Source organism: Halobacillus litoralis, from assembly GCF_020171725.1.
Lineage (GTDB): Bacteria > Bacillota > Bacilli > Bacillales > Halobacillaceae > Halobacillus > Halobacillus litoralis_F.
Genome location: NZ_JAIVAJ010000001.1, coordinates 187699 through 212077 on the forward strand (window position 1 = coordinate 187699; position 24379 = coordinate 212077).

Annotated in this window: 27 protein-coding genes; 2 read left to right on the forward strand and 25 right to left on the reverse strand. The window is 47.8% G+C overall.

Translation table 11 applies throughout. The features are described 5' to 3' along the window. Positions 1-14: 14 nt before the first annotated feature. Both sucD and sucC read right to left on the reverse strand, forming a co-directional pair. Complete coding sequence (sucD, locus tag LCM20_RS00960) at positions 15-917, reverse strand: succinate--CoA ligase subunit alpha (RefSeq protein ID WP_225193553.1); 903 nt, start codon at positions 915-917, stop codon at positions 15-17. A gap of 17 nt (positions 918-934) precedes the next feature. After that, on the reverse strand, positions 935-2095 hold the full coding sequence (sucC, locus tag LCM20_RS00965; RefSeq protein ID WP_225193554.1) for an ADP-forming succinate--CoA ligase subunit beta: 1161 nt from the start codon (positions 2093-2095) through the stop codon (positions 935-937). Positions 2096-2297: 202 nt separating this feature from the next. Between sucC and LCM20_RS00970 the strand changes: the two genes are divergently transcribed. Next, the gene (locus LCM20_RS00970; RefSeq protein ID WP_225193555.1) at positions 2298-2852 is read left to right on the forward strand and encodes a hypothetical protein; all 555 of its coding nucleotides are present in this window, start codon (positions 2298-2300) and stop codon (positions 2850-2852) included. A 30-nt stretch (positions 2853-2882) separates the two neighbouring features. Here LCM20_RS00970 and LCM20_RS00975 read toward each other — a convergent pair whose 3' ends face one another. The 15 genes from LCM20_RS00975 to smc form a co-directional block, all read right to left on the reverse strand. Next, a complete protein-coding gene (locus tag LCM20_RS00975) occupies positions 2883-3149 on the reverse strand; it encodes an EscU/YscU/HrcU family type III secretion system export apparatus switch protein (protein ID WP_225193556.1) in 267 nt (88 codons plus the stop codon). Beyond that, entirely contained in the window at positions 3146-5071 is a 1926-nt protein-coding gene (locus LCM20_RS00980; RefSeq protein WP_225193557.1) for a hypothetical protein, read from the reverse strand. Before LCM20_RS00980 ends, LCM20_RS00975 begins: the two co-directional genes overlap by 4 nt. Further along, positions 5072-5842: a ribonuclease HII gene (locus tag LCM20_RS00985; RefSeq protein ID WP_225193558.1), complete on the reverse strand. Its 771-nt coding sequence runs from the start codon at positions 5840-5842 to the stop codon at positions 5072-5074. It lies immediately after the preceding gene. A 122-nt stretch (positions 5843-5964) separates the two neighbouring features. Beyond that, positions 5965-6807, reverse strand: coding sequence for a ribosome biogenesis GTPase YlqF (gene ylqF, locus LCM20_RS00990; RefSeq protein ID WP_225193559.1), 843 nt, complete (start codon positions 6805-6807; stop codon positions 5965-5967). A 1-nt stretch (position 6808) separates the two neighbouring features. Beyond that, the gene (gene lepB, locus LCM20_RS00995; RefSeq protein WP_225193560.1) at positions 6809-7363 is read right to left on the reverse strand and encodes a signal peptidase I; all 555 of its coding nucleotides are present in this window, start codon (positions 7361-7363) and stop codon (positions 6809-6811) included. A gap of 174 nt (positions 7364-7537) precedes the next feature. Continuing rightward, positions 7538-7882 (reverse strand): 50S ribosomal protein L19, encoded by a 345-nt coding sequence (rplS, locus tag LCM20_RS01000; RefSeq protein WP_225193561.1) that lies wholly within the window; start codon positions 7880-7882, stop codon positions 7538-7540. Positions 7883-8010: 128 nt separating this feature from the next. Then, positions 8011-8742, reverse strand: a complete 732-nt coding sequence (gene trmD / locus LCM20_RS01005) for a tRNA (guanosine(37)-N1)-methyltransferase TrmD (protein ID WP_225193562.1) — start codon at positions 8740-8742, stop codon at positions 8011-8013. Beyond that, positions 8743-9255, reverse strand: coding sequence for a ribosome maturation factor RimM (gene rimM, locus LCM20_RS01010; RefSeq protein WP_225193563.1), 513 nt, complete (start codon positions 9253-9255; stop codon positions 8743-8745). It abuts the gene before it with no gap. A 5-nt stretch (positions 9256-9260) separates the two neighbouring features. Then, positions 9261-9653, reverse strand: a complete 393-nt coding sequence (locus LCM20_RS01015; RefSeq protein WP_225193564.1) for a YlqD family protein — start codon at positions 9651-9653, stop codon at positions 9261-9263. A 73-nt stretch (positions 9654-9726) separates the two neighbouring features. Next, positions 9727-9954: a KH domain-containing protein gene (locus tag LCM20_RS01020; protein ID WP_225193565.1), complete on the reverse strand. Its 228-nt coding sequence runs from the start codon at positions 9952-9954 to the stop codon at positions 9727-9729. A 19-nt stretch (positions 9955-9973) separates the two neighbouring features. Further along, positions 9974-10243, reverse strand: coding sequence for a 30S ribosomal protein S16 (gene rpsP, locus LCM20_RS01025; protein ID WP_225193566.1), 270 nt, complete (start codon positions 10241-10243; stop codon positions 9974-9976). A 96-nt stretch (positions 10244-10339) separates the two neighbouring features. Continuing rightward, complete coding sequence (gene ffh / locus LCM20_RS01030) at positions 10340-11680, reverse strand: signal recognition particle protein (protein WP_225193567.1); 1341 nt, start codon at positions 11678-11680, stop codon at positions 10340-10342. Positions 11681-11691: 11 nt separating this feature from the next. Beyond that, a complete protein-coding gene (locus LCM20_RS01035) occupies positions 11692-12021 on the reverse strand; it encodes a putative DNA-binding protein (RefSeq protein WP_225193568.1) in 330 nt (109 codons plus the stop codon). Positions 12022-12142: 121 nt separating this feature from the next. Continuing rightward, a complete protein-coding gene (gene ftsY / locus LCM20_RS01040; RefSeq protein WP_225193569.1) occupies positions 12143-13477 on the reverse strand; it encodes a signal recognition particle-docking protein FtsY in 1335 nt (444 codons plus the stop codon). Positions 13478-13490: 13 nt separating this feature from the next. After that, positions 13491-17057, reverse strand: a complete 3567-nt coding sequence (smc, locus tag LCM20_RS01045; RefSeq protein WP_225193570.1) for a chromosome segregation protein SMC — start codon at positions 17055-17057, stop codon at positions 13491-13493. 279 nt (positions 17058-17336) lie between these two features. Between smc and LCM20_RS01050 the strand changes: the two genes are divergently transcribed. After that, the gene (locus tag LCM20_RS01050) at positions 17337-17561 is read left to right on the forward strand and encodes a DUF1128 domain-containing protein (protein ID WP_225193571.1); all 225 of its coding nucleotides are present in this window, start codon (positions 17337-17339) and stop codon (positions 17559-17561) included. 183 nt (positions 17562-17744) lie between these two features. Here LCM20_RS01050 and rnc read toward each other — a convergent pair whose 3' ends face one another. The 8 genes from rnc to LCM20_RS01090 all read right to left on the reverse strand — a co-directional run bounded on the left by rnc (position 17745) and on the right by LCM20_RS01090 (position 24300). Beyond that, complete coding sequence (gene rnc / locus LCM20_RS01055) at positions 17745-18437, reverse strand: ribonuclease III (RefSeq protein WP_225193572.1); 693 nt, start codon at positions 18435-18437, stop codon at positions 17745-17747. An 80-nt stretch (positions 18438-18517) separates the two neighbouring features. Next, positions 18518-18751, reverse strand: coding sequence for an acyl carrier protein (gene acpP / locus LCM20_RS01060; RefSeq protein ID WP_225193573.1), 234 nt, complete (start codon positions 18749-18751; stop codon positions 18518-18520). A gap of 82 nt (positions 18752-18833) precedes the next feature. Next, positions 18834-19574 (reverse strand): 3-oxoacyl-[acyl-carrier-protein] reductase, encoded by a 741-nt coding sequence (gene fabG / locus LCM20_RS01065; protein ID WP_225193574.1) that lies wholly within the window; start codon positions 19572-19574, stop codon positions 18834-18836. Next, complete coding sequence (gene fabD, locus LCM20_RS01070) at positions 19574-20512, reverse strand: ACP S-malonyltransferase (protein WP_225193575.1); 939 nt, start codon at positions 20510-20512, stop codon at positions 19574-19576. Before fabD ends, fabG begins: the two co-directional genes overlap by 1 nt. 1 nt (position 20513) lies before the next feature. Beyond that, the gene (gene plsX / locus LCM20_RS01075) at positions 20514-21515 is read right to left on the reverse strand and encodes a phosphate acyltransferase PlsX (protein WP_225193576.1); all 1002 of its coding nucleotides are present in this window, start codon (positions 21513-21515) and stop codon (positions 20514-20516) included. Between the two features lie 15 nt (positions 21516-21530). After that, on the reverse strand, positions 21531-22091 hold the full coding sequence (gene fapR, locus LCM20_RS01080; protein WP_225193577.1) for a transcription factor FapR: 561 nt from the start codon (positions 22089-22091) through the stop codon (positions 21531-21533). Between the two features lie 90 nt (positions 22092-22181). Next, positions 22182-23078 (reverse strand): S66 peptidase family protein, encoded by an 897-nt coding sequence (locus LCM20_RS01085; RefSeq protein WP_225193578.1) that lies wholly within the window; start codon positions 23076-23078, stop codon positions 22182-22184. A gap of 139 nt (positions 23079-23217) precedes the next feature. Beyond that, on the reverse strand, positions 23218-24300 hold the full coding sequence (locus LCM20_RS01090) for a Gfo/Idh/MocA family protein (protein ID WP_225193579.1): 1083 nt from the start codon (positions 24298-24300) through the stop codon (positions 23218-23220). Positions 24301-24379: the final 79 nt, after the last annotated feature.

Genomic DNA, 24379 nt, shown 5'->3' on the forward strand with positions numbered 1-24379 from the left:
TCCTTGATTTTCGCTTAGTGCGTTTTACATTTTTCAAAAAGGTTCTCTTTTTTCAGGACGTTGATCAACGTTTCACCCATGACGGATGGTGTTTCAGCGACTTCGATTCCGCACTCGTTCATGACACGGATTTTCTCATCAGCTGTTCCTTTACCACCAGAAATAATCGCACCGGCGTGGCCCATGCGTTTTCCTGGAGGAGCTGTACGACCACCGATAAAGCCGACAACAGGCTTGTTCATGTTGGCTTTAACCCATTCCGCTGCTTCCTCTTCTGCTGTACCACCGATTTCACCGATCATGATGACTGCTTCTGTATCGTCATCCTCATTGAAGGCTTTCAGCACATCAATGAAATCTGTACCGTTTACAGGGTCTCCACCGATTCCGACAGCCGTAGATTGTCCGACACCCGCTTCAGAAAGCTGGTGCACCGCTTCGTACGTTAATGTACCGGAGCGTGATACGACACCGACGTGTCCTTTTTTGTGGATGTAACCAGGCATAATTCCGATCTTACACTCGTCTGGAGTGATGACACCCGGGCAGTTCGGGCCGACAAGACGTGTTTTCTTGCCTTCCATGTAGCGCTTCACTTTCACCATATCCAGTACCGGAATATGCTCCGTGATACAGATGGCAAGGTCCATCTCCGCATCCGTTGCTTCCATGATCGCATCCGCTGCGAATGGAGCTGGAACGTAGATGACAGAAGCGTTCGCACCAGTTTGCTCAACCGCTTCAGAGACGGTATTGAAAACGGGAATACCTTCAACTTCTGTTCCGCCTTTACCAGGTGTTACACCACCAACGATCTTCGTACCGTATTCGACCATTTGTTTCGTATGGAAAAGAGCTGTAGAGCCTGTAATTCCTTGAACAATGACTTTTGTATCTTTGTTAATATATACACTCATCTGATTCCCCGCCTTTCTTACTTGACTAATTCTACGATTTTTTGTGCGCCTTCTGCCATCGAGTCAGCAGACGTAATGTTCAGTCCGGATTCCTCCAGAATCTTCTTACCAGCATCGACGTTCGTACCTTCAAGACGTACGACTAACGGAAGTGTCAGGCCGATTTGTTTCGTCGCTTCTACGACACCTTCTGCAATGACGTCACACTTCATGATTCCACCGAAGATGTTGACGAAAATACCTTTTACGTTATCATCTGACAAAATGATCTTGAACGCTTCGGTCACCTTCTCAGCTGTTGCTCCGCCCCCTACATCTAGGAAGTTTGCCGGGTCTCCGCTGTAGTGCTTGATCGTATCCATCGTTGCCATGGCAAGGCCTGCACCGTTAACCATGCATCCGATGTTGCCATCAAGTGCAATATAGCTGAGGTCATATTTAGAAGCTTCTACTTCTTTTGGATCTTCTTCATCGAAATCACGCAGCTCTGCGATGTCCTTTTGACGGAACAGTGCGTTGTCATCGAAATTCAGTTTAGAATCGAGTGCCAGAACATCCCCATCACCTGTTGTCACAAGCGGGTTGATTTCTGCAATCGAGCAATCCTTTTTCACGAAAACGTCGTAAAGCCCAAGCATGAACTTAACGGCTTTTCCAACGGATTCTTTAGGAATGTTGATGTTAAATGCTAGACGGCGTGCCTGGAACGGAGTGAGTCCTGTTACCGGATCAATCACTTCTTTAAAGATCTTCTCAGGCGTCTTCTCTGCCACTTCTTCAATCTCTGTACCGCCTTCTTCAGATGCCATCATTGTGACACGGCTTGTCGCACGGTCCAGGACAAGGCCGACATAATATTCACTCTTAATGTCGCAGCCTTCTTCGATCAGTAAGCGCTTTACTTCTTTGCCTTCCGGCCCTGTCTGATGGGTTACAAGTGTCTTACCCAGTATCTCATCAGCGTATGTACGCACTTCATCTAGATTTTTAGCAATTTTTACTCCACCGGCTTTTCCGCGTCCACCTGCATGGATTTGTGCTTTGACGACGGTTACACCGCTGCCCAGTTTCTCAGCAGCCTCGACCGCTTCATCTACGGTATATGCAACGTAACCTGTTGGTACAGATACGCCAAAATCACGCATGATTTCTTTTCCTTGATACTCGTGAATGTTCATGTTTCATCCTCCCATCAATTTTCACTGCATTTCCATTGTATATAAAAACGCTATCAATTGTCCATAGAAAGCTAGATTTCTGCCAGAGTTTTCAGACAAGTTAACCGAACTATTATTATGTAAACTATAAAAACATACGAAACTTTTCTTGGTTTTCCAAACTCTTCCATTCTGATACATTAGGGCGTGGAGGTGATATCGATTGAGAAAACCTGAAAAATGGATCGTATCGATCATCCTTTTACTTGCCATTTGCCCTTATTATTTGGTCCAATACTTTGACTTTTATCCAAATGCCTTTGATTCAACCAGGACCGCTACAGGTCTCGAAATCCATAGAATGGATCAGACTGGGCAGGTTGTGGAAACGTACGAGAAAGATAATGGAAAGTCGTTCGGCGTAGAAACAGAGAATGGTGAGATCGTCTACATCTATCTTCTCCACCACCTCACCCAGGTGAAAACGTGGTATGAGCAGACTGCCCTGTACGGTGGTCTTGCGCTCGGTGCCTTCTTGTTCCTTCTACTTCCTAACCGCATCGTGAGGAGTGCATTTGCGCTTCCTATCGATATGCAGGCTGAATTGAAGAAAGATGCCCCGCGTTTTTATAGAGAAATTAATAGTACCTTCAATCTCTTTTTCATGAAAGCCATTCTATTATTCTGGCCGTTGTATCTTTTATATGAAGTCTGGAATGGTTATCCCGCCGAATCCTTGGAGCAGATTCAGTTTTACATCGATGCGACATTAAAATAGACCGCTCTCCTTTTCTCGGTGAGCGGTCTATCATTTCTTGAAGTCCTGATCTGATTTATAAATAAAGGCGAAGACCTCTGCTACGACATGGTACAGCTCTTCAGGAATTTGTTCATTGATGTTCAGCTCAGACAAGAGCTCGACCAGTGAAGCATCCTCTTGAACGGGAACATCCCCTTCCTTCGCTTTTTCCAAAATGTTGTCGGCCACAAAGCCCTTTCCTTTTGCGACGACCTTTGGAGCCGCTTCCTGTTCCTGATAGCTGAGCGCAATCGCTTCGCGGCGTTTCTCGTTCATATGCGGATGTCCACCCCTTCTTCCCCGTCTTCCTCTTCCATCGTTGCTTTCTGTTCTTGTGAAGCATCTGACCGGAACGGTCTGCTCTGCAAGGAGGAGAGCTGGTAGCCGAGCTCTTTCAACCCCTCCTCCAGATTCGGTTTAAAGGTGTTCACACTCGGATCCACATCATAGTGATTATAGACGGTCACCGCGACCCTGCGGTCAACGATGTTCAAGTCCACCACCGTCTCCTCAAAGTTTTCCAAGTTGAGAAAGAACACAATGTGGCAGTAATCTGGATCGATTTCCCCGTCCTTTGTCTTACGCCCGTCCATATTCATCTGAATATCCTCAGTTGCTCCAACCAGGTCTCCAGGGAACTGAAGAGACAGATTGATGGACTGCTGCGTCTCTGAATGGGCAGAGAGCTGGATTCCGTTCAGCAATGACACCATCTGCCTTGCTGTTTCCGGGCGAATTTGCGTCTCTGGATCCTGCATGCTTTGAAGCAGAAGGGATTTAACACTCGCCTCTTTCACGAGCGTCTCGTTCGCCTGAACCGCCTGTCTCATCACCGCTTCATCCTGGATGCCCGACAAGTCGACCATAGCTTTCAGCTTCATAAGCATCGAATCTTTTATCTGAGGAGAGAAATCCGATGCCAACCGGCTCACCCATTCTGTCAGTGAAGCTCTTTGGTTTTGGGTAAGCTGACTGGATTGAAGCTGACGCAGGGCTTCCGCTGCCTGCCTGATGGAGTTTGTGACAGGCTGGGTACCTTCGATGATTTGCGGCACCTGTCTTGTCACCTGTTGCACAGCACTTTTCGTTGACTCCGGCAATAGAGGCATCAGCTTTTGGACCGTATTCTTCTTTTGCAGCAATTGATGATCGTTCAGCCACTTCTGCCTGCTTTGATCCGTCAGTGCCGGGGTGCTGTTCGCCCTTGATTCAGGCTGAACATACCTTGACAGTTGCTCCGTCCATCGTGACAGGGCTTGCTGCTCGCCTTTTGTCACAGGCAATTGCCGGTCAAAAAGCTGCTTGAGGGCATCTGTCATCTGATTGATCGAAGCTGGGAGTGGGGGCTGATTCGAACTTTGCTGCACCATTTGTGTCAGCTGCTTAGGTGTGATGCTCTCATTTCCTGAAGCCGCTGGAGAAGAACTTCGTGCGCCTGCTTCCGACCACTGCGACCATATCTTTTGAAATTGATCAAAGGTTTGGTTCGGGCTGATCAACCCTGCCTTTTGGAACAATTGGAACGATGTCGGGTTTTTAGCAGATGCTTCTGTCAGGATCTTCGCAACGGATGATTCAATTTTGGATAGGGCCGGCGGTGCACCTTTAAGGTTCTGAATCAACGCTTGAACCTTCTGATCTCCCATCGTGCGCGGGGTCTCGATGGTTTCGATCTTCTGCATGAGGGATGTCACCTGGTGCATCTTCTGAGACATAAGCGCTTGGAACACGGCAGGCTTAACCGGCAGCTGCTTCTGAATCATTTCGATCAGGACCTGTTTGGCCACAGGCTTTTGTTCCGACTTCTGAAGAAGGGAGAGAGCTGTTTTCACATCTGAGGTTTGAAAGGGGGTGTCTGACTTCAATAAAGCCTTTATAACGTCAACATTGTGCTTTGTGGCCTTCATGCCCAGTCTTTGCAGGAGGGCCTGTACGTCAAGCTTTTCACCCGTTTGAGCCTGCGATACGACCTTCAGCCGCATCATGCCCTCTTCCTTTCCCATCACTTGAAATACATACGCCTTCCCTTTAGTAAGAGGGGCTTCCAGCTGTGCTTGGACCTGTTGTTTGCCCACTTGGATGACGGCACGGTTTCCCGGCATCATTTCAACGACCTTTCCTTTCAAAACCTGCCCTGATTTCGGCTGCACACTCTGGGATGCCGCCATTTTTCCTAAGCTCGAAATGATTGAATTCACTTACTGTCCACTCCTTACCTCTCTCACAGGTGAAAAGCTATGGCGGTGATACGGAGAAATGCCGTGCTCACGCATGGCTGATAAGTGTTCACTCGTCCCGTACCCTTGGTTTGATGCGAACTGGTACATCGGATAGCTTTCGTGAAGATCCCCCATATAGCGGTCACGTGTCACTTTGGCGATTACACTTGCCGCCGCAATCGAAACGCTTCTCGCATCCCCTTTAATGAGGCTTTGTTGAGAGATGTTCTGGTCAAGCTCCATCGCATCGACCAGCAGGTGATCGGGGGCGTGATTAAGGTCCTCCACCGCTCTCTTCATCGCAAGCTTCGTCGCTTGATAGATGTTCAACTGGTCAATTTCCTCGTTGCTCACGATCCCAACGCCATAATCTGCATGTTCTTTTATATAATCAAAGTACTGCTCCCTTTTGGATAGAGACAATTTCTTCGAGTCATTCAGCCCTTCCAGGTAAAAATGATCGGGTAACACGACGGCACCTGCGACAACCGGGCCTGCCAGCGGGCCGCGACCGGCTTCGTCGATTCCTGCAATCATCTGTTTCCCTTTCTCACGTGCTGCATACTCAAACGCCATCATCTCTTCAAACTGAGCCTTCAATTGCGCTTTTTTAGCCTGTTTCTTCTCATATTGCTTCATTAGTTTCTGGACGCCTTTGCGCGTATCCTGTCTAAATTGTTCCAGTTCTGCCGCCGAGAACGACCCAGCCTCTATTTTTTTCTTAATCTCTGTAATGGTCCATGTTGTCATCTTAAGGAATTCCCTTCGTTTCTATTGTTATCGGCACCAAAGCCGTATATATGTAGTCTGTTTGTTTCTACGATAAAAAGAAAAACGCAGACTCGTCAAACGGCGCCTGCGTTTCTTCTATTTTATTCTGGTTTTTCAAAACTGACAAGACCGATCTTCGCGCTTCTGAGATCTTGAATGATGACGTCCGACACTTTCTCGAAATTGATCTTTCCTCCGCTTTCGAGACAGCCGCGCTTGCGGCCGATGTGGTCAAAAGCATCCATGATATCTTCATAGCCTTCGAATCCGTATCGCTCCTCAAGAAGATGAGCGTATTCAGCCTGTAAATAGTTCAAGATATAGGCTGCGACATCTTCTTTCGGTAGGATCTGATCTTTAATCGTTCCGATAGAGGCGAGACGGTATCCGACCTCTTCATCCTCGAATTTCGGCCAGAGAATCCCTGGTGTGTCCAGAAGTTCAAATTCTTTTTTCACTTTGATCCACTGCTGTTTCTTCGTTACACCAGGCTTATCACCGACTTGTGCCATTTTTTTATTGACGAGACGGTTGATTAATGTCGACTTTCCGACGTTCGGAATGCCAATGATCATAGCCCTTGAAGCACGGGGACGAATCCCTTTCGCTTTCAGTTTATCCTGCTTGTCCTGTCCGAGCTTCTTCGCCAATTGGACGACTTTTTGTACATCCGGTTTGCGGTTGGCCTCGATGGCGATGGCTTCCATCCCTTTGTTTTGGTAATGCTGTACCCAGTCGTTCGTAATAGAAGGATCAGCCAGGTCCTTCTTCATGAGCACGACCATCTTCGGCTTATCCTGTAATAACTCCTGGAGCATCGGGTTTTCGGAAGATTCCGGTGCCCTTGCGTCGACTAATTCGATGACGAAATCGACGAGCTTCAGCTTTTCACTTACTTCGCGTCTTGCTTTGGCCATGTGGCCGGGAAACCATTGAATGGTCATATTACCCCTCCTTACCTATCCATTGGATGCGTTCTAGCGGCCAGTAGGAAATGAGCGCTTCTCCAACGATCTGGTTCTCTTCTATCATCCCTAACATACGACTGTCCGTTGAGTTCTGTCGGTTATCCCCGAGAACGAGCACGGAGCCCTCCGGCACTTCCTCGTAACTACCTGGAAGCTGTTCGATCGAGAAATCTCTTGTCAGCGTATCGGCTGAGAATTGTTCTTTCTGTTCATCTAAAAACGGCTCCTCAACTGGTTCACCGTTAATGTATAATTGGTCATCTTCATAGGATACATGATCACCTGGTACACCGATGACACGCTTAATATAGTCTTTCCGTTCTGTGGCGTGGAACACGACCACATCAAAGCGTTCCGGTTCACCGACCGTATAGTTTATTTTGCTGACGATCAGGTGGTCACCACTGTGCAGGCTTGTCTGCATGGACGGGCCTTCCACGACGACGGGGGCGAATAAAAACACACGCACGACAACGGCCAAAACCGCTGCGATAATAAACGCTTTAATCCAATCCAACCACTGTTGTTTCATATGTAGCTCTCCTCTATCCTTATGGTTATCTTCTAATATGTCTGTTACAAATATACCCTAATTTTGTCTTCATTTGTAGCACCATAAAGAAGCTTTTTATGAAATCAGGCTGTTTCCCGTAATTTATGTAAGAAGAAAAAAGGAGCTTGACGATGCAAGCTCCTTCTCACTACTTTATCGGATTTCTTTGATTCGTGCAGCTTTACCGCGTAGGTTACGTAGGTAGTAAAGTTTAGCACGACGAACGCGACCTTTACGAGTGCGCTCGATCTTAGCGATACGTGGAGAGTGTACTGGGAATGTACGCTCAACACCAACACCGTAGCTTACTTTACGAACAGTGAATGTCTCATTGATGCCACCGTTTTGGCGCTTGATGACAACACCTTCGAATACCTGAACACGTTCACGGTTACCTTCGACAACCTTAACGTGTACTTTAACCGTGTCACCTGAACGGAAATCCGGTAGATCAGTACGAAGCTGTTCTTTTGTTACGTCATGTAGTAATTGTTGCATGGATTTTCACTCCTTTTTAACTAATGCTCATGTCTTCTAAGAGGCAGCGGAACATCGTTTTCCGCTTAAACCGTACGTTTAAGCACAAGTTTTAATATATCATAGAAAGGCTGTAGCATCAACCTTATCTAGCAATTTTTCCACTCTTCCAACCATTTTTTCTCTTGATCGGAGAGTGCTCTGTTTTCAAGCAGGTCCGGACGGCGTTCATACGTCCGCTTCAAGGATTGATAGTGTCGCCACTCATCAATTTTTGCATGATTGCCTGATAATAGTACGTCCGGCACTTCATGACCGCGGAATTCAGCAGGCCGCGTATAGTGCGGGTGTTCAAGGAGTCCGCTTGAGAACGAATCCTCAGGTGCCGACTGTTCATTACCAAGAACGTTCGGCAGAAGCCGTACGACGGAATCAATGACCACCATCGACCCCAGTTCTCCTCCAGTCAGGACATAATCTCCGATGGAAATCTCATCTGTGACCAGTTCCTGACGGATGCGCTCATCGTATCCTTCATAGTGCCCGCAGATAAAGACGAGATGATCTTCCTCCGCAAGCTCTTCTGCTTTCGCCTGTGTATACGGCTCTCCTTGAGGGCACATCAGTACGACACGCGGCTTTTTCGCAGCCTTTTGTTCGATGTCCTGAACGGCGTCAAAGATCGGCTGTGGGGTCAGGACAAGCCCTGCTCCTCCACCATAGGGGTAGTCATCCACTTTGTTATGCTTGTTCGTAGTGTACTCGCGGAAGTTCACATATTGATAGGTGAAGGCTTCTCGGTCTTGTGCACGCTTTAGGATGGAATGATTTAAAACGCCGTCAAACATTTCAGGGAATAACGTTAAAATGTCGATATGCATTTAAAGCAGCCCCTCTATTGGATCAATGATAATCGATTGGTCTTCAATGTTCACTTCTTTTACGACAGGTTCAATGTAAGGGATGAGGGCATCAGATTCTCCTTGACGCTTCACGACCCACACATCATTGGCCCCTGGTGTTAAAATCTCTTTCACCTGGCCGAGCTCTTCGCCGGTCGTCAGGTAGACGGTGCAACCGATGATTTCATGGAAATAAAATTCGTGCTCCGCAAGCTCTGCCTGATGTTCCCCCGATACCATCAATTGACCGTTTTTATATTTCTCAACATCGTTAATGGAAGGGTGTTCTTCAAAGCTGACTAAATCGAAACCTTTATGTACGCGGTGTGTACGTACGGTCAGCGGTGTTGATTCGTTCTTATCATTTACCCAATACAAAAGCTGACCCGGCTTGAAGCGCTCGTCGAAATCGGTGACGCGCTGCACTTTCACTTCGCCTTTAATGCCATGTGTATTGATTACTTTTCCTACATTAAATAATTTTTCTTTCACTACTATTACCTCGCTCTTATCACTTTTCCATCCTGAATGACGATTTCTTTATTTCGAATGTCTTCCCAATGATCGCCTTCTTGAACCTCAACCAATGCTTCCACTTCATCTATCTCAAGCTCACTGCCATCCGGTAGAACGGAAAGCTGTTCCAGTTGATGCTCCATCCAGCGGATTCGGTCTTTCCTCCGACTGATCTCCTTCGAAAAGCGTCGTTCTACTTCCTTCTTGGACAGTTCAGGCTTACGTTCAAGCTTCTTCTGTTCAAACTCCAGCTGACGGCATTCTTTCTCGAGCTGTGCCGTTTTTCTACTGAAGGTTTCTTTGAGCTTATCACGGCTTGATGTCGTCAGAATTTGTTTGACCGTCACTTTTTGAATGATCTGCATGACACTCATTCGACCTCTCTTTGAAGGATAAGAATTTAATTTTTTTTAGAAAAAAAGGGAAAGGTTGTCCCTCTCCCTTTTCTTACATGATATCCAGATAGATTCGCTTTTCCGAATCAGAGCCTGCCGCGTAGACGACAGTTCGAATCGCCTTCGCAATCCGCCCGTTTTTCCCGATCACTTTTCCTACATCATCGGGATGTACGGTAAGGTGATAGACGATCTTGTCATCTTCCTCGCGCACATCCACTTCAATGTCAGTCGGATGATCGACGAGCGGTGTAACGATGGTTTCGATTAAGGCTTGCATGATATCACCACTACTTTAATTAGTTATTTTTAGATTCGTGGAATTGCTTCATGATGCCTTCGTTTGAGAATAGGTTACGAACTGTATCAGATGGCTTCGCGCCGTTTGACATCCAGTCGATTGCTTTCTCTGCGTCCAGCTTAACCTCTACTGGGTTTGCTACTGGGTTGTACGTTCCGATCTGCTCGATGATGCGACCATCACGAGGGGAACGAGAATCTGCTACTACTACACGGTAGAATGGGTTACGTTTTGAACCCATACGTTTAAGACGAATTTTTACTGCCATTGTTTCATACCTCCATATATTTCATAAAAAATTAATATAGTTTCACACAAATAATGATTTTAGCAGAACTTTATTTGTGTGTAAAGGATTTTTCCATTACATAAACGGAAAATTCATTCCTTTGCCCTTTTTACCCTTGGTATTGCTCATTTGTTTCATCATTTTCTTCATTTCATCAAACTGTTTCAGCAGTCTGTTGACTTCTGAAACGTTCGTGCCGGAACCTTTTGCGATCCGCTTCTTACGACTCGCATTCATCAGAGATGGGTCCTGGCGCTCAGCTTTTGTCATGGACTGAATGATCGCTTCGACGTGGACGATTTGTTTATCGTCGAACGAAGCGTTCTTAAGTCCTTTCATTTTGTTCGCACCTGGAATCATGTTGATCAATTCATCAAGCGGTCCCATGTTTTTCACTTGCTCCATCTGTTCTAGAAAATCCTCAAACGTGAAGGATGCGTTACGCATCTTGGACTCAAGCTCTTTCGCCTGCTTCTCATCGACGTTCGTCTGAGCTTTTTCAATCAGCGTCAATACGTCTCCCATACCGAGAATACGGGAAGCCATACGTTCGGGGTGGAACGGCTCAAGCTGGTCGAGCTTCTCCCCCATACCCGCGAATTTGATCGGCTTTCCTGTTACAGCACGGATCGACAGCGCGGCACCACCACGTGTATCTCCGTCAAGCTTCGTTAAAAGAACACCCGTAACATCAAGTTGTTCATCAAAGCTTTCTGCAACGTTCACGGCATCCTGACCCGTCATCGCATCGACGGTCAAGAAGATTTCATCTGGTTGAACGGCTTCCTTAATACGCTGAAGCTCTTCCATCAGATCTCCATCCACGTGAAGACGACCCGCGGTATCAATGATGACATAATCGTGGTGATCTTCTTTCGCTTTTGCTACCGCATTCTTCGCAATGTCAACAGGATCCGCTTCTGTACCTTCTTCATGCACAGGCATACCAAGCTGCTTGCCCAGTGTCTGAAGCTGTTGAATCGCAGCAGGACGGTAAATATCCGCTGCTGCAAGAAGCGGCTGGCGATTATGCTTTTTGCGCAGGTGGTTCGCCAGTTTACCGGTTGTGGTTGTCTTACCGGCACCTTGGAGACCGACCATCATAATGACTGTCGGCGGTCGCTTCGCTACAGCGATTTTACTTTCATCGCCACCCATCAAGTCCGTCAGTTCTTCCTTTACGACCTTGATGACTTGCTGGCCTGGAGTCAGGCTTTCCATGACCTCTTCTCCGACCGCACGCTCTTTAATTCGTTTAACAAAATCTTTTACTACCTTAAAGTTAACGTCGGCCTCGAGGAGGGCAAGGCGGACCTCACGGGTCATGACTTTTACGTCTTGTTCGGTTACCTTCCCTTTGCCTTTGATTTTCTTTATCGTTTCCTGCAACCGGTCGGATAAACCTTCAAATGCCATAGAATGACCTCCTATTCTAGTTCTTGTAGTTGATCGAGCCATTCCTTGAATGGAGTGTGGAGGTTCTGTTTATCGACCTCATCTTCCATCTCTTTGATCACCTGTTGGCGCTGTTGGAACTTCTCGTATAAATGAAGCTTTTTTTCATATTCTTCAAGCATCGTTTCGGTTCGGCGAATGTTATCATAAACCGCTTGACGCGATACATCAAAGGTCTCTGAGATTTCACCTAACGAATAATCTTCGAGATAATATAATTCCATATAATTTCTCTGTTTTGGCGTGAGTAACGATTGATAGAAGTCAAATAGGTAATTGACCCGTGTCGTTTTTTCCAGCACGCTTGAACAACTCCCTTGTTAAGTGAAATACCTTTACATAGGAATAGTAACGGAGACGAGGCTCTGCTGTCAAGCCCCGTCTCTATTTTTTGACCATTCCAGTTCTCAAGACGGAACCCTTTTATTCTTCCTCTTCGTCTTCTTCGAAGTTATCGATCATATCAGCGAATAAGCCGTATACGAACGCGTGCGCATCGAAGTGTTCAAGATCCGTCACTTTCTCACCAAGTCCGACGAGCTTCACAGGGATATCGAGTTCTTTACGGATCGCAAGTACGATTCCCCCTTTGGCTGTCCCGTCAAGCTTCGTAAGAACGATTCCCGTTACGTCGGTAGACTGGGAGAAGGTCTTCGCCTGACTCATCGCATTCTGCCCTGTTGTCGCATCCAGGGTAAGCAGTACCTCATGCGGCGCACCTGGCACTTCACGCTCGATCACGCGCTTCACTTTGGAGAGCTCGTTCATCAAGTTGACCTTATTTTGAAGACGTCCTGCCGTGTCACAAATCAAGACGTCAGCATTACGGGACTTCGCAGACTGGATACCGTCGTAAATCACAGCAGCCGGATCGGCCCCTTCACTGTGCTTGATCGTATTCACACCGACTCTTCTTCCCCATTCTTCAAGCTGGTCAATCGCACCGGCACGGAACGTATCTCCTGCAGCGAGCGTGACATTCTTACCTTCTGCCTTCAGCTGATGGGCAAGCTTCCCGATAGTCGTTGTCTTGCCGACTCCATTGACGCCGACGAACAGATAGATCGTGAGACCATCCGGGTTTTCAGACAGTCCTTCGATTTCCTCTGCCTCGTCATCGCCGTAGTAGATTTCTACAAGTTTCTCTGAAATCACTTCGCGTACCTTACGCGTGTCTTTAATATTGCGGCGCTTCACTTCCATTTGAAGCTCGTCGATCATTTCCATGACCGTGTTGACACCGACGTCTGCTGAAATGAGAACTTCTTCAAGCTCTTCAAAGAAGTCTTCGTCGACCGTACGATAGCGGGCAACCAGATCATTGATGCGGCTCGAGAACGAGTTACGTGTCTTAGCCAGCCCCTTCTTGAACTTGTCGGCGATCGATTCTTCTTTTTCTTCCTCGATGGCCGGTTCAGGATCCGTTTCATCCTCCAGCTCTTCTTCCACGTCGTCTTCTTCTACTTCTTCTACTTCTTCTACTTCTTCTACTTCTTCTACTTCTTCTACTTCTTCTACTTCTTCTACTTCTTCAACAGGTGCCTCTTCCGGCTCTTCCTTGACCGTTTCAGATTCCACTTCTTCCGGTTCTGCTACCGGCACTTCCGTCTCACCGATCGGCTCTTCTGTTTCACCTGCAGATTCCTCGACCTGGTCGGGTTCTACTTCTTCTTTTTCCAGCTGTTCGTCTTTCTGTTCTTCAAGGTTCGGGTGTAAGTCTTTCGTGAATTTGTCCTTTAATTTTTTGAAAAAGCTCATCAACTCATCCTTCCTACGCTTCTAATAATTCAGAGGTTTCCTCGAGTCTCACGGATACGAGTCTCGAAACACCGGATTCCTGCATCGTCACCCCGTAAAGCACATCGGAGTGCTCCATCGTTCCTTTGCGGTGCGTGATGACGATGAATTGGGTCTGTTCGCTGAATTCTTTCAAGAACTTAGCGAACCGGTCAACGTTCGCCTCATCGAGGGCCGCTTCCACTTCGTCAAGCACACAGAACGGAACGGGCCGTACTCGCAAGATCGAGAATAATAGAGCAATCGCGGTCAATGCCCGTTCTCCTCCGGACATCAGGCTTAAGTTCTGAAGCTTCTTACCCGGCGGTTGTGCGACAATGTCGACACCACTCTCAAGAAGGTCGTCCGGGTTCGTCAGTTTAAGGTCGGCACTACCTCCACCAAACAATTCGCGGAACACTACACCGAACTCTTCCCGGATGCTGCTGAAGGTTTCTTCAAACCTTCTCTGCATTTCCCCGTCCATCTCTCCGATGACATGATGCAGCGTCTCTTTCGCCTCCAGTAAGTCATCCTGCTGACCTTTCAGGAACGTATAACGCTCCTGAATGCGGTCGAATTCATCAATCGCTCCAAGGTTGACCGTGCCAAGCTCCTCGATCGCACGCTTAATGAGCTTCACGTCTCTTGAAGACCGCTCGATATCCTCTACAGGCGGATATTCACGCTTCGCCTTCTCGAAGGTCATGACATACTCTTTCTGCAGGTAATCCAGCAGGTTCTCAAGCTCCACATCAAGACGGTTCGCCTTCACTTCTTTCACTTGGATGTCCTGCGTGAAGTTTTGAAGGATCCGGTTCTGTTCTTTCAATTCAGCTTCAATCTGCTCAACCTGTTTATAGGCATCCGCTCGTTTCTCACGGCGCTCCTGGATCAATTGTTCCGTCCGTTGTTTCCGGTTCTGCATCTCTTCAATCTCTTCCACCATTTCCTCTTCGGTCAGGTTGGAATCGACCACTTCCATCAACTGCTGGAAGGCTTCCCTGCTGTCCTTCAACTGCCGTTCAGCCGTCAGCAGCTCCTCATTGATCCGATCAGCCTTCTCCTGCTGGTTCCGAACCGACGAATCTTGTTCAGCAAGACGGATGTGAAGCTGCTGCTTTTTCTCACGCAGTTTTTCTTCGTCATCTTCTTGCTGGGACTTCGTTTCGGTCAGCTGGTCGATCTTCTGTTGAATCGATGACAGCTCGGTCGCTAGATCATCCAGCGCGTGATCCAATGTTTCGATCTGCTCCTTGGCTTGAATGTGATCCTGATCGTACTGCTTCTGATCCTGATCAAACAGCTGAAGCTGATCGTTGACGTGCTTCATGCGCATCGTCCATTCACGCACATTTGACTGCTGTTCATACTCTTTCGTCTTCAAGTCTGCAACGGCCTTTTCAAGACGTGAGAACTCTTCCTGCTGAGTTTGAATGGTCGCCTTCAATTGCTGAACACGTTGTTCAACATCGGTCGTTTTTTCCTGAAAGTCATCGATTTTCGTCGTTAGATCTTGTAATTCCCGTTCACGAGTGAACAGTGACTGATTGGACTTCTTCTGAGCACCACCGGACATGGAACCACCAGGGTTGACGACATCTCCTTCGAGGGTGACGATCCGGTATTTACGATTCAGGAACCGGGCGATGGCGTTGGCATTTTCAAGGTTATCTGCAATGACGATGTGTCCAAGTAGGTGAGAAATCGCCTTTTGGAACGCTGGGTCGAATTCAACAAGGTCGACGGCTACACCTACAAAGCCCTGCTGGGAAGAGAGCTGGTTCGCTGCCTGTCCGTAGATCTGCCTCGGCTGGATGGCGGTCAATGGTAAAAGGGTCGCGCGGCCTTTGTTGTTCTGCTTCAGCCAGTGAATCGCCTGTCTTCCGTTTTTCTCATCCTCAACGACGATATGCTGAGCTTGTGCTCCTAGTGCCGTTTCAATCGCGGTCATCAAATGGCCAGGGATCTCAATCAACTCTAAAACAGCTCCATGGATCCCTGAGAGTTTTCCGCTTTCCCGCGCTTTCAACACTTCCCGTACACCTTGGAAGTAACCTGAGAAATCTTCCTTCATGTCTTCAAGCATCTCTTTTTTCGATCTCAGTTTTTCTAAGTACTGATAACCTTTGTACAGCTTCTCCTGCCATTCGTCATAAGACTGCTTGTTCTCTGTTAATTTCCGGCTGAGTTCGCTGTAAGCTTGTTCCTTCTCTTCGCGCTCCTGACTCGTCCCTTGCAATTCTTTCTCGACTTCCTGAAGCTTCTCCTCAAGGAGGGATCGTTCATCGAGAAGGTCTTTGAACTTATCCTGCTGTCCATCTTTCTTCGTACCGATCTGGGTCAGCTGCTTCTCTAAGTTCTGCTTCTCATTCCGCTTCGCTGCCTGATCGTTCAAAAGATCGATGTATTCACTCTTCAAGTCTTCAATTTGATCTTCAAGCGCATTCAGATCTTGATGGAGTGCATCTTCCGTCTGCTTTAAAGCCTTTTTCGTTTCAGCACGGTCTGCTTTAAACGTTTTAAGCTTTTCCGATTCTTCTTTTGCTACTTGTTTGAGTCGCTCGACTTTTTCACTGAGGGCCTGTTGTTCCTGCTCACTCTTCTCTTTATTCTCTTCGAAGTGTTTGTGGCGCTCTTTCATCAGCTCTTTTTTACCCTCTAAGCCCTCAAGCTCTTTCGTCAGAGTAAGGAGCGTTTCTTGAAGGTCTTCAATCGATTGGTCCAAAGCCTGCATATCAGCACGCTCTTTAGCGACCGTTGCTTCTTCTCTCTCCACCTGCTCCTTCAAGGCTGCTTCCTTTTCTCTTACCTCTTCAAGCTGTGCGAGAAGCTGCTGCCACTCTTCGTTCAGCCCTTCAATCTGCGTGATTAATAACGAGATCTCGACTTGTTTAAGTTCATCCTTCTTCTGAAGATAGTCTTTAGCAATGGCTGCCTGCTCCTTCAAGGGTTCCAGCTGACCATCGATTTCGTGGATGATATCTTCTACACGGTTTAAATTCTCTTGAGTTTCGGCCAGTTTGTATTCCGCTTTTTTCTTTCGCTGCTTGTACTTAAGGACGCCGGCCGCTTCTTCAAAAATAGAACGACGCTCCTCTGCTTTCGAGCTGAGGATCTCTTCTACTTTCCCTTGACTGATGATCGAGAACGCCTCTCGGCCGAGACCGGAGTCCATGAACAGATCGACGATGTCCTTCAACCTGCACGCCTGATTGTTCATATAAAATTCACTCTCGCCTGATCGATAAACCCGTCTCGTTACGCTTACTTCCTCATACTCCAAAGGAAGCGTCTGATCCGAGTTGTCGAGCAGAAGGGTTACTTCTGCCATATTCAATGGTTTGCGCGATTCACTTCCCGCAAAAATGATATCCTCCATTTTTGCTCCACGCAGAGATTTAGCGGACTGCTCCCCTAAAACCCAGCGGATCGCATCTGTAATGTTACTCTTTCCACTTCCGTTCGGGCCGACTACGGACGTGACGCCTTCGACAAAGTCGACCGTCACCCGCTCGGCAAATGATTTAAATCCTACGGTGTCCAATTGCTTGAGGAACATATCTATCCTCCTGTACGATTTCACGTCTATCCTGTTGTAAAATTCATTTAATATTGTTTGTGATCGTGTCACTTCTGGTTCTTCATCGTTGGTCCATTCTCACGGACCACTCTACGATGGAAAGTGGCTCCATATGCCTGTTCCACTTCACTCTAACTTATTTATTTTATCATAGAATGACGCACAATTCAGCGACCTTTTTTCCTTATATGTCTTTCAAAATAACAAAAAGTATCCTATCATATGTAATAGTTCTAGTATCGTTAGGAGGAAGCTTCGTTGAGTTTAGAACAAGCAAGCCAGGAGAACCTGGACTATATCATCCATACTTTAGCAGATAAACTGCAGGTCGTGAACCGTTCCATCATGGACCCGGAAGACTACAACCTTGAACACTATGAAGAAATCAAGTCCCTCTATGATATTGTTGAAATGAAAGGGCAGCTGAGCGTATCTGAAATTCAAGCCTTTGTGCAGGAGCTTGGTCAATATCGCAAGCAATAATCGAACTCCAAGGCGGAAACGTCTTGGAGTTTTTTAGAAAAATAGCACACGTGTCCTTGGGCTCCGAACAGCACAAGGGCAACAGACCGAAGCATAGGAAAAGCCGCCCTGATCAAGGGCGGCTTTTCTGCATCACGATAATGCGCCGTGGTTTTCGAGCGCCTGCTGGGCGGCTTTTCTGCATCACGATAATGCGCCGTGGTTTTCGAGCGCCTGCTGGGCGGCTTTCTGTTCGGCCTCTTTCTTTGTTCGACCGACACCGATCCCCCCTGTATCACCCTGTATCCTTACATGGGCGATGAACTCCCGACTGTGTGCGGGTCCCCGCTCCTCAACGATTTCATATTCAATCTTGCTGTTCTTATCTCGTTGTATAAATTCTTGAAGCTGACTTTTGAAATCCATCGCATGAGAAAAAGCACCTTTTTTCACTTTCGGATATACATAGGTTTCAAGGAAACGGACTACAGCGTCAAACCCTTGGTCTAAATAAAGCGCACCAATGAAGGCTTCAAAGACATCCGCAAGAAGGGCTGGACGATTACGGCCGCCGGTCAACTCTTCGCCTTTACCTAATAGTATGAGATCCTGAAAGTTCAGTTCGTTCGCAAATTGAACGAGTGAGATTTCGCACACGATGGAGGCACGGAACTTCGTGAGCTCTCCCTCTGCCATGTCCGGAAATTCACGGTATAAGTATTGAGATACGCCAAGTTCTAAAACAGCGTCGCCCAAGAATTCCAGACGCTCATTATCCTGGCGATCCGTTTTACGATGCTCATTCACATATGATGAATGCGTAAATGCTTGTTCCAGCAACGAAACATCGTTGAATTGAATGTTTATTTTGTTTTGAAAACTGGAAAATCCATCCATAGATCACCTTGTCCTTTGCTAAAAAATTTGACGATTAAATACAGGAAAGGCTGCCTGTGTAACCACAGACAGCTTGTCCCTTACGACTGGCTGCTTATGTAATTCACAGCGTCGCCTACTGTATTAATCTTTTCAGCTTCTTCATCAGAGATTTCCATATCAAACTCGTCTTCAAGCTCCATTACAAGCTCTACTACGTCTAGAGAGTCTGCTTCTAAATCTTCCTTGAAGGAAGCTTCCATAGTTACTTTAGATTCTTCTACGTCAAGTCGATCAACAATGATCTGCTTAACTCTGTCAAATGTTTCTGCCATTGGAACTTCACCTCCCTTCAATAATTATAGTAGTACTTTATGCTTGAGCGCAAGCACGCATTTTGACAGTTTTCAGCGAATCTTACATCACCATTCCGCCATCGACGTGCAGCGTCTGTCCCGTCATGTATGCAGCGTCTTCAGAAGCAAGGAAACGCACGACATTCGCAACGTCTTTTCCTTCGCCGAGACGGCTTAACGGAATCAGGCTCATCATCTGTTCACGCTGCTCATCTGTCAGCGCATCCGTCATATCTGTCGCGATGTAGCCTGGCGCGACGGCATTGACCTGGATATTACGGGACGCAAGCTCTTTTGCGTTCGATTTAGTCATGCCGATGACGCCCGCTTTTGCTGCAACATAGTTTGCCTGCCCAGGGTTTCCGGACACGCCGACAATGGACGCGACGTTAACAATACGTCCATACTTCTGCTTCATCATCTGGCGGGTGACACCCTTGGTGCACAGGAAGACGCCTTTCAAATTCGTATCGATGACCGAATCGAACTCCTCTTCTTTCATGCGCATCAACAGGTTATCTTTTGTAATCCCGGCGTTATTGACTAAGATGTCCAAACGCCCGAACTCGTCGACAACCGACTTCACCATGCGCTTCACGTCATCTTCTGAAGAGACGTTCGCTTGGATCTTAATCGCTTGTCCGCCCTGCTCAAGAATCTCCTGAACGACGGCTTCTGCTTTGTCTTCACTTCCAGCATAGTTTACGGCAACCTTCGCGCCTTTTGCGGCAAGCTCAAGGGCAATAGCCCGTCCAATGCCACGGGAGGCCCCCGTTACGAGAGCGACTTGATCGTTCAACATTACGATTCCTCCTTAACCAGTTGAATGAATGCTTCTACAGATTCAGGATCTGATACATTCACAGTCTTCATGCGGCGCTTCACTTTACGCACAAGGCCGCTCAACACTTTACCATGCCCCACCTCGACAATGGCATCGACTTCCTGTTCAACGAACGCTTCGAGGATTTCCTGGAAGCGGACAGGTGAATACAATTGTTCGACGAGAAGCTTTTCGATGTCTTTTGCGTCAGTTACTGGTTCAGCTGTTACGTTCGCATAAACCGGAATGTCAGCGTTTTTCACGTCCACTTTTGACAAATGCTGTTCAAAGTCCTCACTCGCCGGCTGCATGAGGCGGGAGTGGAACGGTCCGCTTACATTCAGCGGAAGAACACGCTTGGCGCCTGCTTCAGAAAGCTTCTCAGAGGCTTTCTCCACGCCCTCTTTCGTTCCGGAAATGACAATCTGTCCCGGGCAGTTGATGTTGGCGAGATCAACTGCCATTTCTCCATCAAAGCCTTCCAGCACAGATGTGATTTCCTCCTGGCCGAGTCCAAGTACAGCGGCCATCGTGCCTTTTCCTGTCGGATAGGCCTCTTCCATAAGCTTCCCGCGCATATGGACGAGCTCGACCGCTTCAAGCGGCTCAAGGGCACCACTGGCAACAAGGGCACTGTATTCCCCAAGGCTGTGACCTGCTGTCATCTCTGGTGTGATGCCTTCCTGTTTCAACACTTCGTTTAATGCCACACTGTTCAACAAAAGAGCAGGCTGAGCGTTTTCGGTTTTCGTCAGCTCTTCTGCCGGCCCTTCGAACATGAGCGTTGTCAATGAGTAGCCGAGCGCTTCGTCTGCTTCATCAAATAATTGTTTAACGGTAGGGTAAGCATCGTACATCGCTTTCCCCATCCCGACTTCCTGAGATCCTTGTCCCGGAAAAACGAATGCGAGTTTCATGTTATTTCTCCTCCTCTGCCTGCATTTCATCCAGCGTCCCTTGAATGGTTTCTGTCACATTGAATTCGACAATCTGGCACGCTTGTTTGATGGCATTATAGATGGCACGATCATTGGATGAACCGTGCGCTTTGATCACCGGTGCTGCAAGTCCGAACAAGCCGGCTCCGCCATATTCTGAGTAATCCAGCTGGTCACGCAAACCGCGCAGGTCATTTTTCACAAGTCCTGCTGCAATCTTCGTCTTGAAGCTCGACATGAATGTCTTCTTCATCATCGAGAACATCGCTAGAGCGGTACCTTCCAGCGTTTTAAGCGCAATGTTTCCAGTGAAGCCGTCTGTTACGACGACATCAGCCACGCCATCAAGAAGGTCACGCGCTTCTACGTTTCCGACAAAATGAATCGGTGCATCCTGCATCAGTTGGAACGCTTTTTTCGTTAAGTCGCTTCCTTTTCCGTCTTCAGTCCCTACATTTAACAATCCGACGCGGGGCTTGTCAATCTGACGGACATGCTCGGCGTAGATAGAGCCGATGACCGCATACTGAAGCAGATGTTCAGGCTTCGCATCGACGTTTGCGCCGACATCGAGCATGAGGAACCCTTTTCCGTCCTGTGTTGGAAGTGTTGGACTGAGCGCAGGACGATCGACTCCGTTCATGCGGCCGACAATAAATAGACCGGCACTCATCAACGCACCTGTATTTCCAGCCGAAATGCATCCGTCTGCTCGTCCTTCCTTGACTTCCTGCGCCATTAGAACCATCGAGGCGTTTTTCTTTCTTCGAACGGCTCGAACAGGTTCGTCTTCGCTCGTAATCATTTCTGTTGTATGTAGAACTTCAATATTTGACTGTCCGTTCAGGTGCGGCTTGATCTGTTCCTCATCCCCGATGAGTGTCAGCTCGAGCCCCTTGATTTCTTTCGCTGCGAGCATGGCTCCTTTGACAATCGCCTCCGGGGCATTGTCACCGCCCATGGCATCTATTGCAAGCTTCATGTTATCCATCTCCTTCTATATATTCGAGCGATACATCTCGAACGTGCCGGCAAAAACTTCTTCCTGGCCGACAAGGCTCTGGACGTTGACAATCGTACGCCCTTTGTCATCTTCCCCTTGTACCACAGCCTTTGCCACCACACGCTCTCCAAGCTTGACTTGACGAGTAAATTCAATAGATGATTTCGCCGTCAAGGCAAGGTCGTCATCAATGACAGCAACCGCAAGTGAATTCGCTTGGGCGAACAAATGGTGACCTCTCGCGATATGGTTTCTTGAAAACACATGCTCCTGTCTGACGTCGAAAATGGAAATGGCCCGCTTATCGAGTTCAAGGTCTACAACTTCTCCGATCACTTCCTCTATCGGCAGCGCCTTGACCGTTTCGTTCCATTCCTGGGTCGCAACAGACTTGATCCGCTCACGTAATTCCGGAATCGAGAGCTCCATTCTGTCTAAACGGATCGTCTGGATACTGACACCGAATTGCTTGGCCAGGTCTTCATCCGTTGTGAACGGGGACGCTTCAATTGTCGCTTTCAGTTCCTCTTGCCTTTGCTTCTTCGACTTCTTCATCTATTTCCACCGTCCGTTAAAGTCACAAGTTGAAACCTTATGACTAGGTACTAATAGTAATATATAATACCTGAATGATTTTCGCAAGGATTAACATACACCAGGGTCTATTCGGAGACAGGCAGGAGCCGTCGTCAAGGCTGCACGCGTACCGAGCGGAATGCCGTAGTTCGGCTCACAGTGCCCTGCCGGCAGACCACACACAACCGGGAACGAGCATCCTTCAAAGAACTCCCGAACAACACGTTTGACGACCGGCAGCTCTTTTTCCTCGACATTGAAATCCCCCAGCACTACCCCACACACTTCGTCGAACACACCAGCATATTTCAAATGATGCAGCATGGCATCGATTCGGTAGGCAGGCTCAGACACTTCTTCTATGAATAATATAGAACGATGAAAGTCCCATTGGTACGGTGTCCCGACAGCATCTGCCAGCAGCGTCAGATTGCCTCCGACAAGCTTCCCTTCCGCTCTCCCGTGGTTCACGACACTCAGTTCCGAGGAGAAACAAAGCTCTGTCGGAACGAATAACTGAAAAAATGACCGAAGGCTCTCTTCTCCGCCGATAGAGCTGAGATCACTCGCAATCATCGGACCGTGAAACGTAACGAGCCCACTGAATAATTGGATGGCTCCGTTCAAATACGTAAGGTCACTATATCCCCAGAAAACCTTCGGGTGCGCTCGAATCAGAGCATAGTCGAGACACGGGGCGATCCTTGCTGTTCCATACCCTCCGCGCGCACAAACAATTCCTTTCACTTCAGGATCAACAAACGCGTCATGGAGATCCCGCACCCTCTCTTGATCTGAAGCAGCAAGGAAACCCCTACGGTTAAACACGTACTTTCCAAGTTTGACATGGAGCCCCGTATGCTTGAAAAGCTCGAGTCCTTCCTTCATTTTCGCAGGATCAGGCGGGCCTGCTGGAGCTACAATGGCAATAGTGTCACCTGCTGTAAGGCGTTGAGGGAAAATCATCCGATCAATCCTTTCTTATGACATTATAGGGGACTAATTATATAGAAGAAAAAGGAAACTCCATTCAATATTATGCACGCAACCTTATAAGAACACCCTCTCATCGATAACAAAAAAACCCATCCAAAGACGGGTTTTCTCACTCACCAAAATATACAGCCTTCCCAGTTCTTGCAGATTCATAGATCGCTTCCAGCACTTCACTCACGACCAGCGCCTGAGCTGGACTTACGACAGGTTCTGTATCGTTTAGGATACTCTCAATCCATAACCTCGCTTCCCGGTCAGCATCGCTCTCTTTTTCTCCATCAAAGAACGCAACGCCTCCTGCACCAAGCTCAGGTTTCGTCGTAAAGAGCTTCCCGTGCTTCTCCCCGTTAATACGCAGTCCATCCCGCATATCCGCCCCTCCCATGGTGCCGGAGAGGGAGGATTTCGCTTCATCTTCGTCGAGCGTATTGAGCGCCCAGCTCGATTCTAAAATGATGGTCGCCCCGTTCTGCATCGTAATCATCCCGAAGGCGGAATCTTCTACATTAAACTCGCTGGCCTCCCACGGACCGAAGGCATTCGCTTCGCTCTCCTGAGCTGAAAGCTTGTAATAGACGTTACCCATCACGCTCTTCACTTCGTAATTGTCCATCATCCATAATGTGAGGTCGAGGGCATGCGTGCCGATATCGATCAGCGGTCCGCCTCCCTGCTGCTCTTCATTCAGAAATACACCCCATGTCGGTACCGCTCTTCTTCTGATGGCATGGGCTTTGGCATAATAAATCTCGCCAAGCTCCCCGCTCCGGCAAACGTCCTTCATATAAAGGGAGTCTTCGCGGAAACGATTGTTATAGCCGATCGTCAGCTTTTTCCCGGTTCGTTTTGCTGCCTCTACCATTTCACGCGCTTCTTCTGCTGTCTTGGCCATCGGTTTTTCACACATGACGTGACAGCCCGCTTCCAGCGCAGCTATGCTGATTTCAGCATGACTTTTGTTCGGGGTGCAGACATGAACAACGTCCACGTTTTCCTTTTTAAGCAGCGTTTGGTAATCTTCATAGACGACCGCTCCTTCTCCCCCGAACGTTTGAGCTGCTTTTTCAGCCCGGCTTTTGACAATATCACAAAAGGTGGTCATTTCGACCTCTTCAAGCTTAGCTAAGCTCGGCATTTGTTTGCCATTGGCAATGCCCCCACAGCCAATGATGGCTACTTTCAATTTCGACATGTACACAACCTCCTAAAGGGTGCTTCGTATGTACCGAAGACTGATTGAAATGCTATCCATCGGATCACGGTCGAACGCT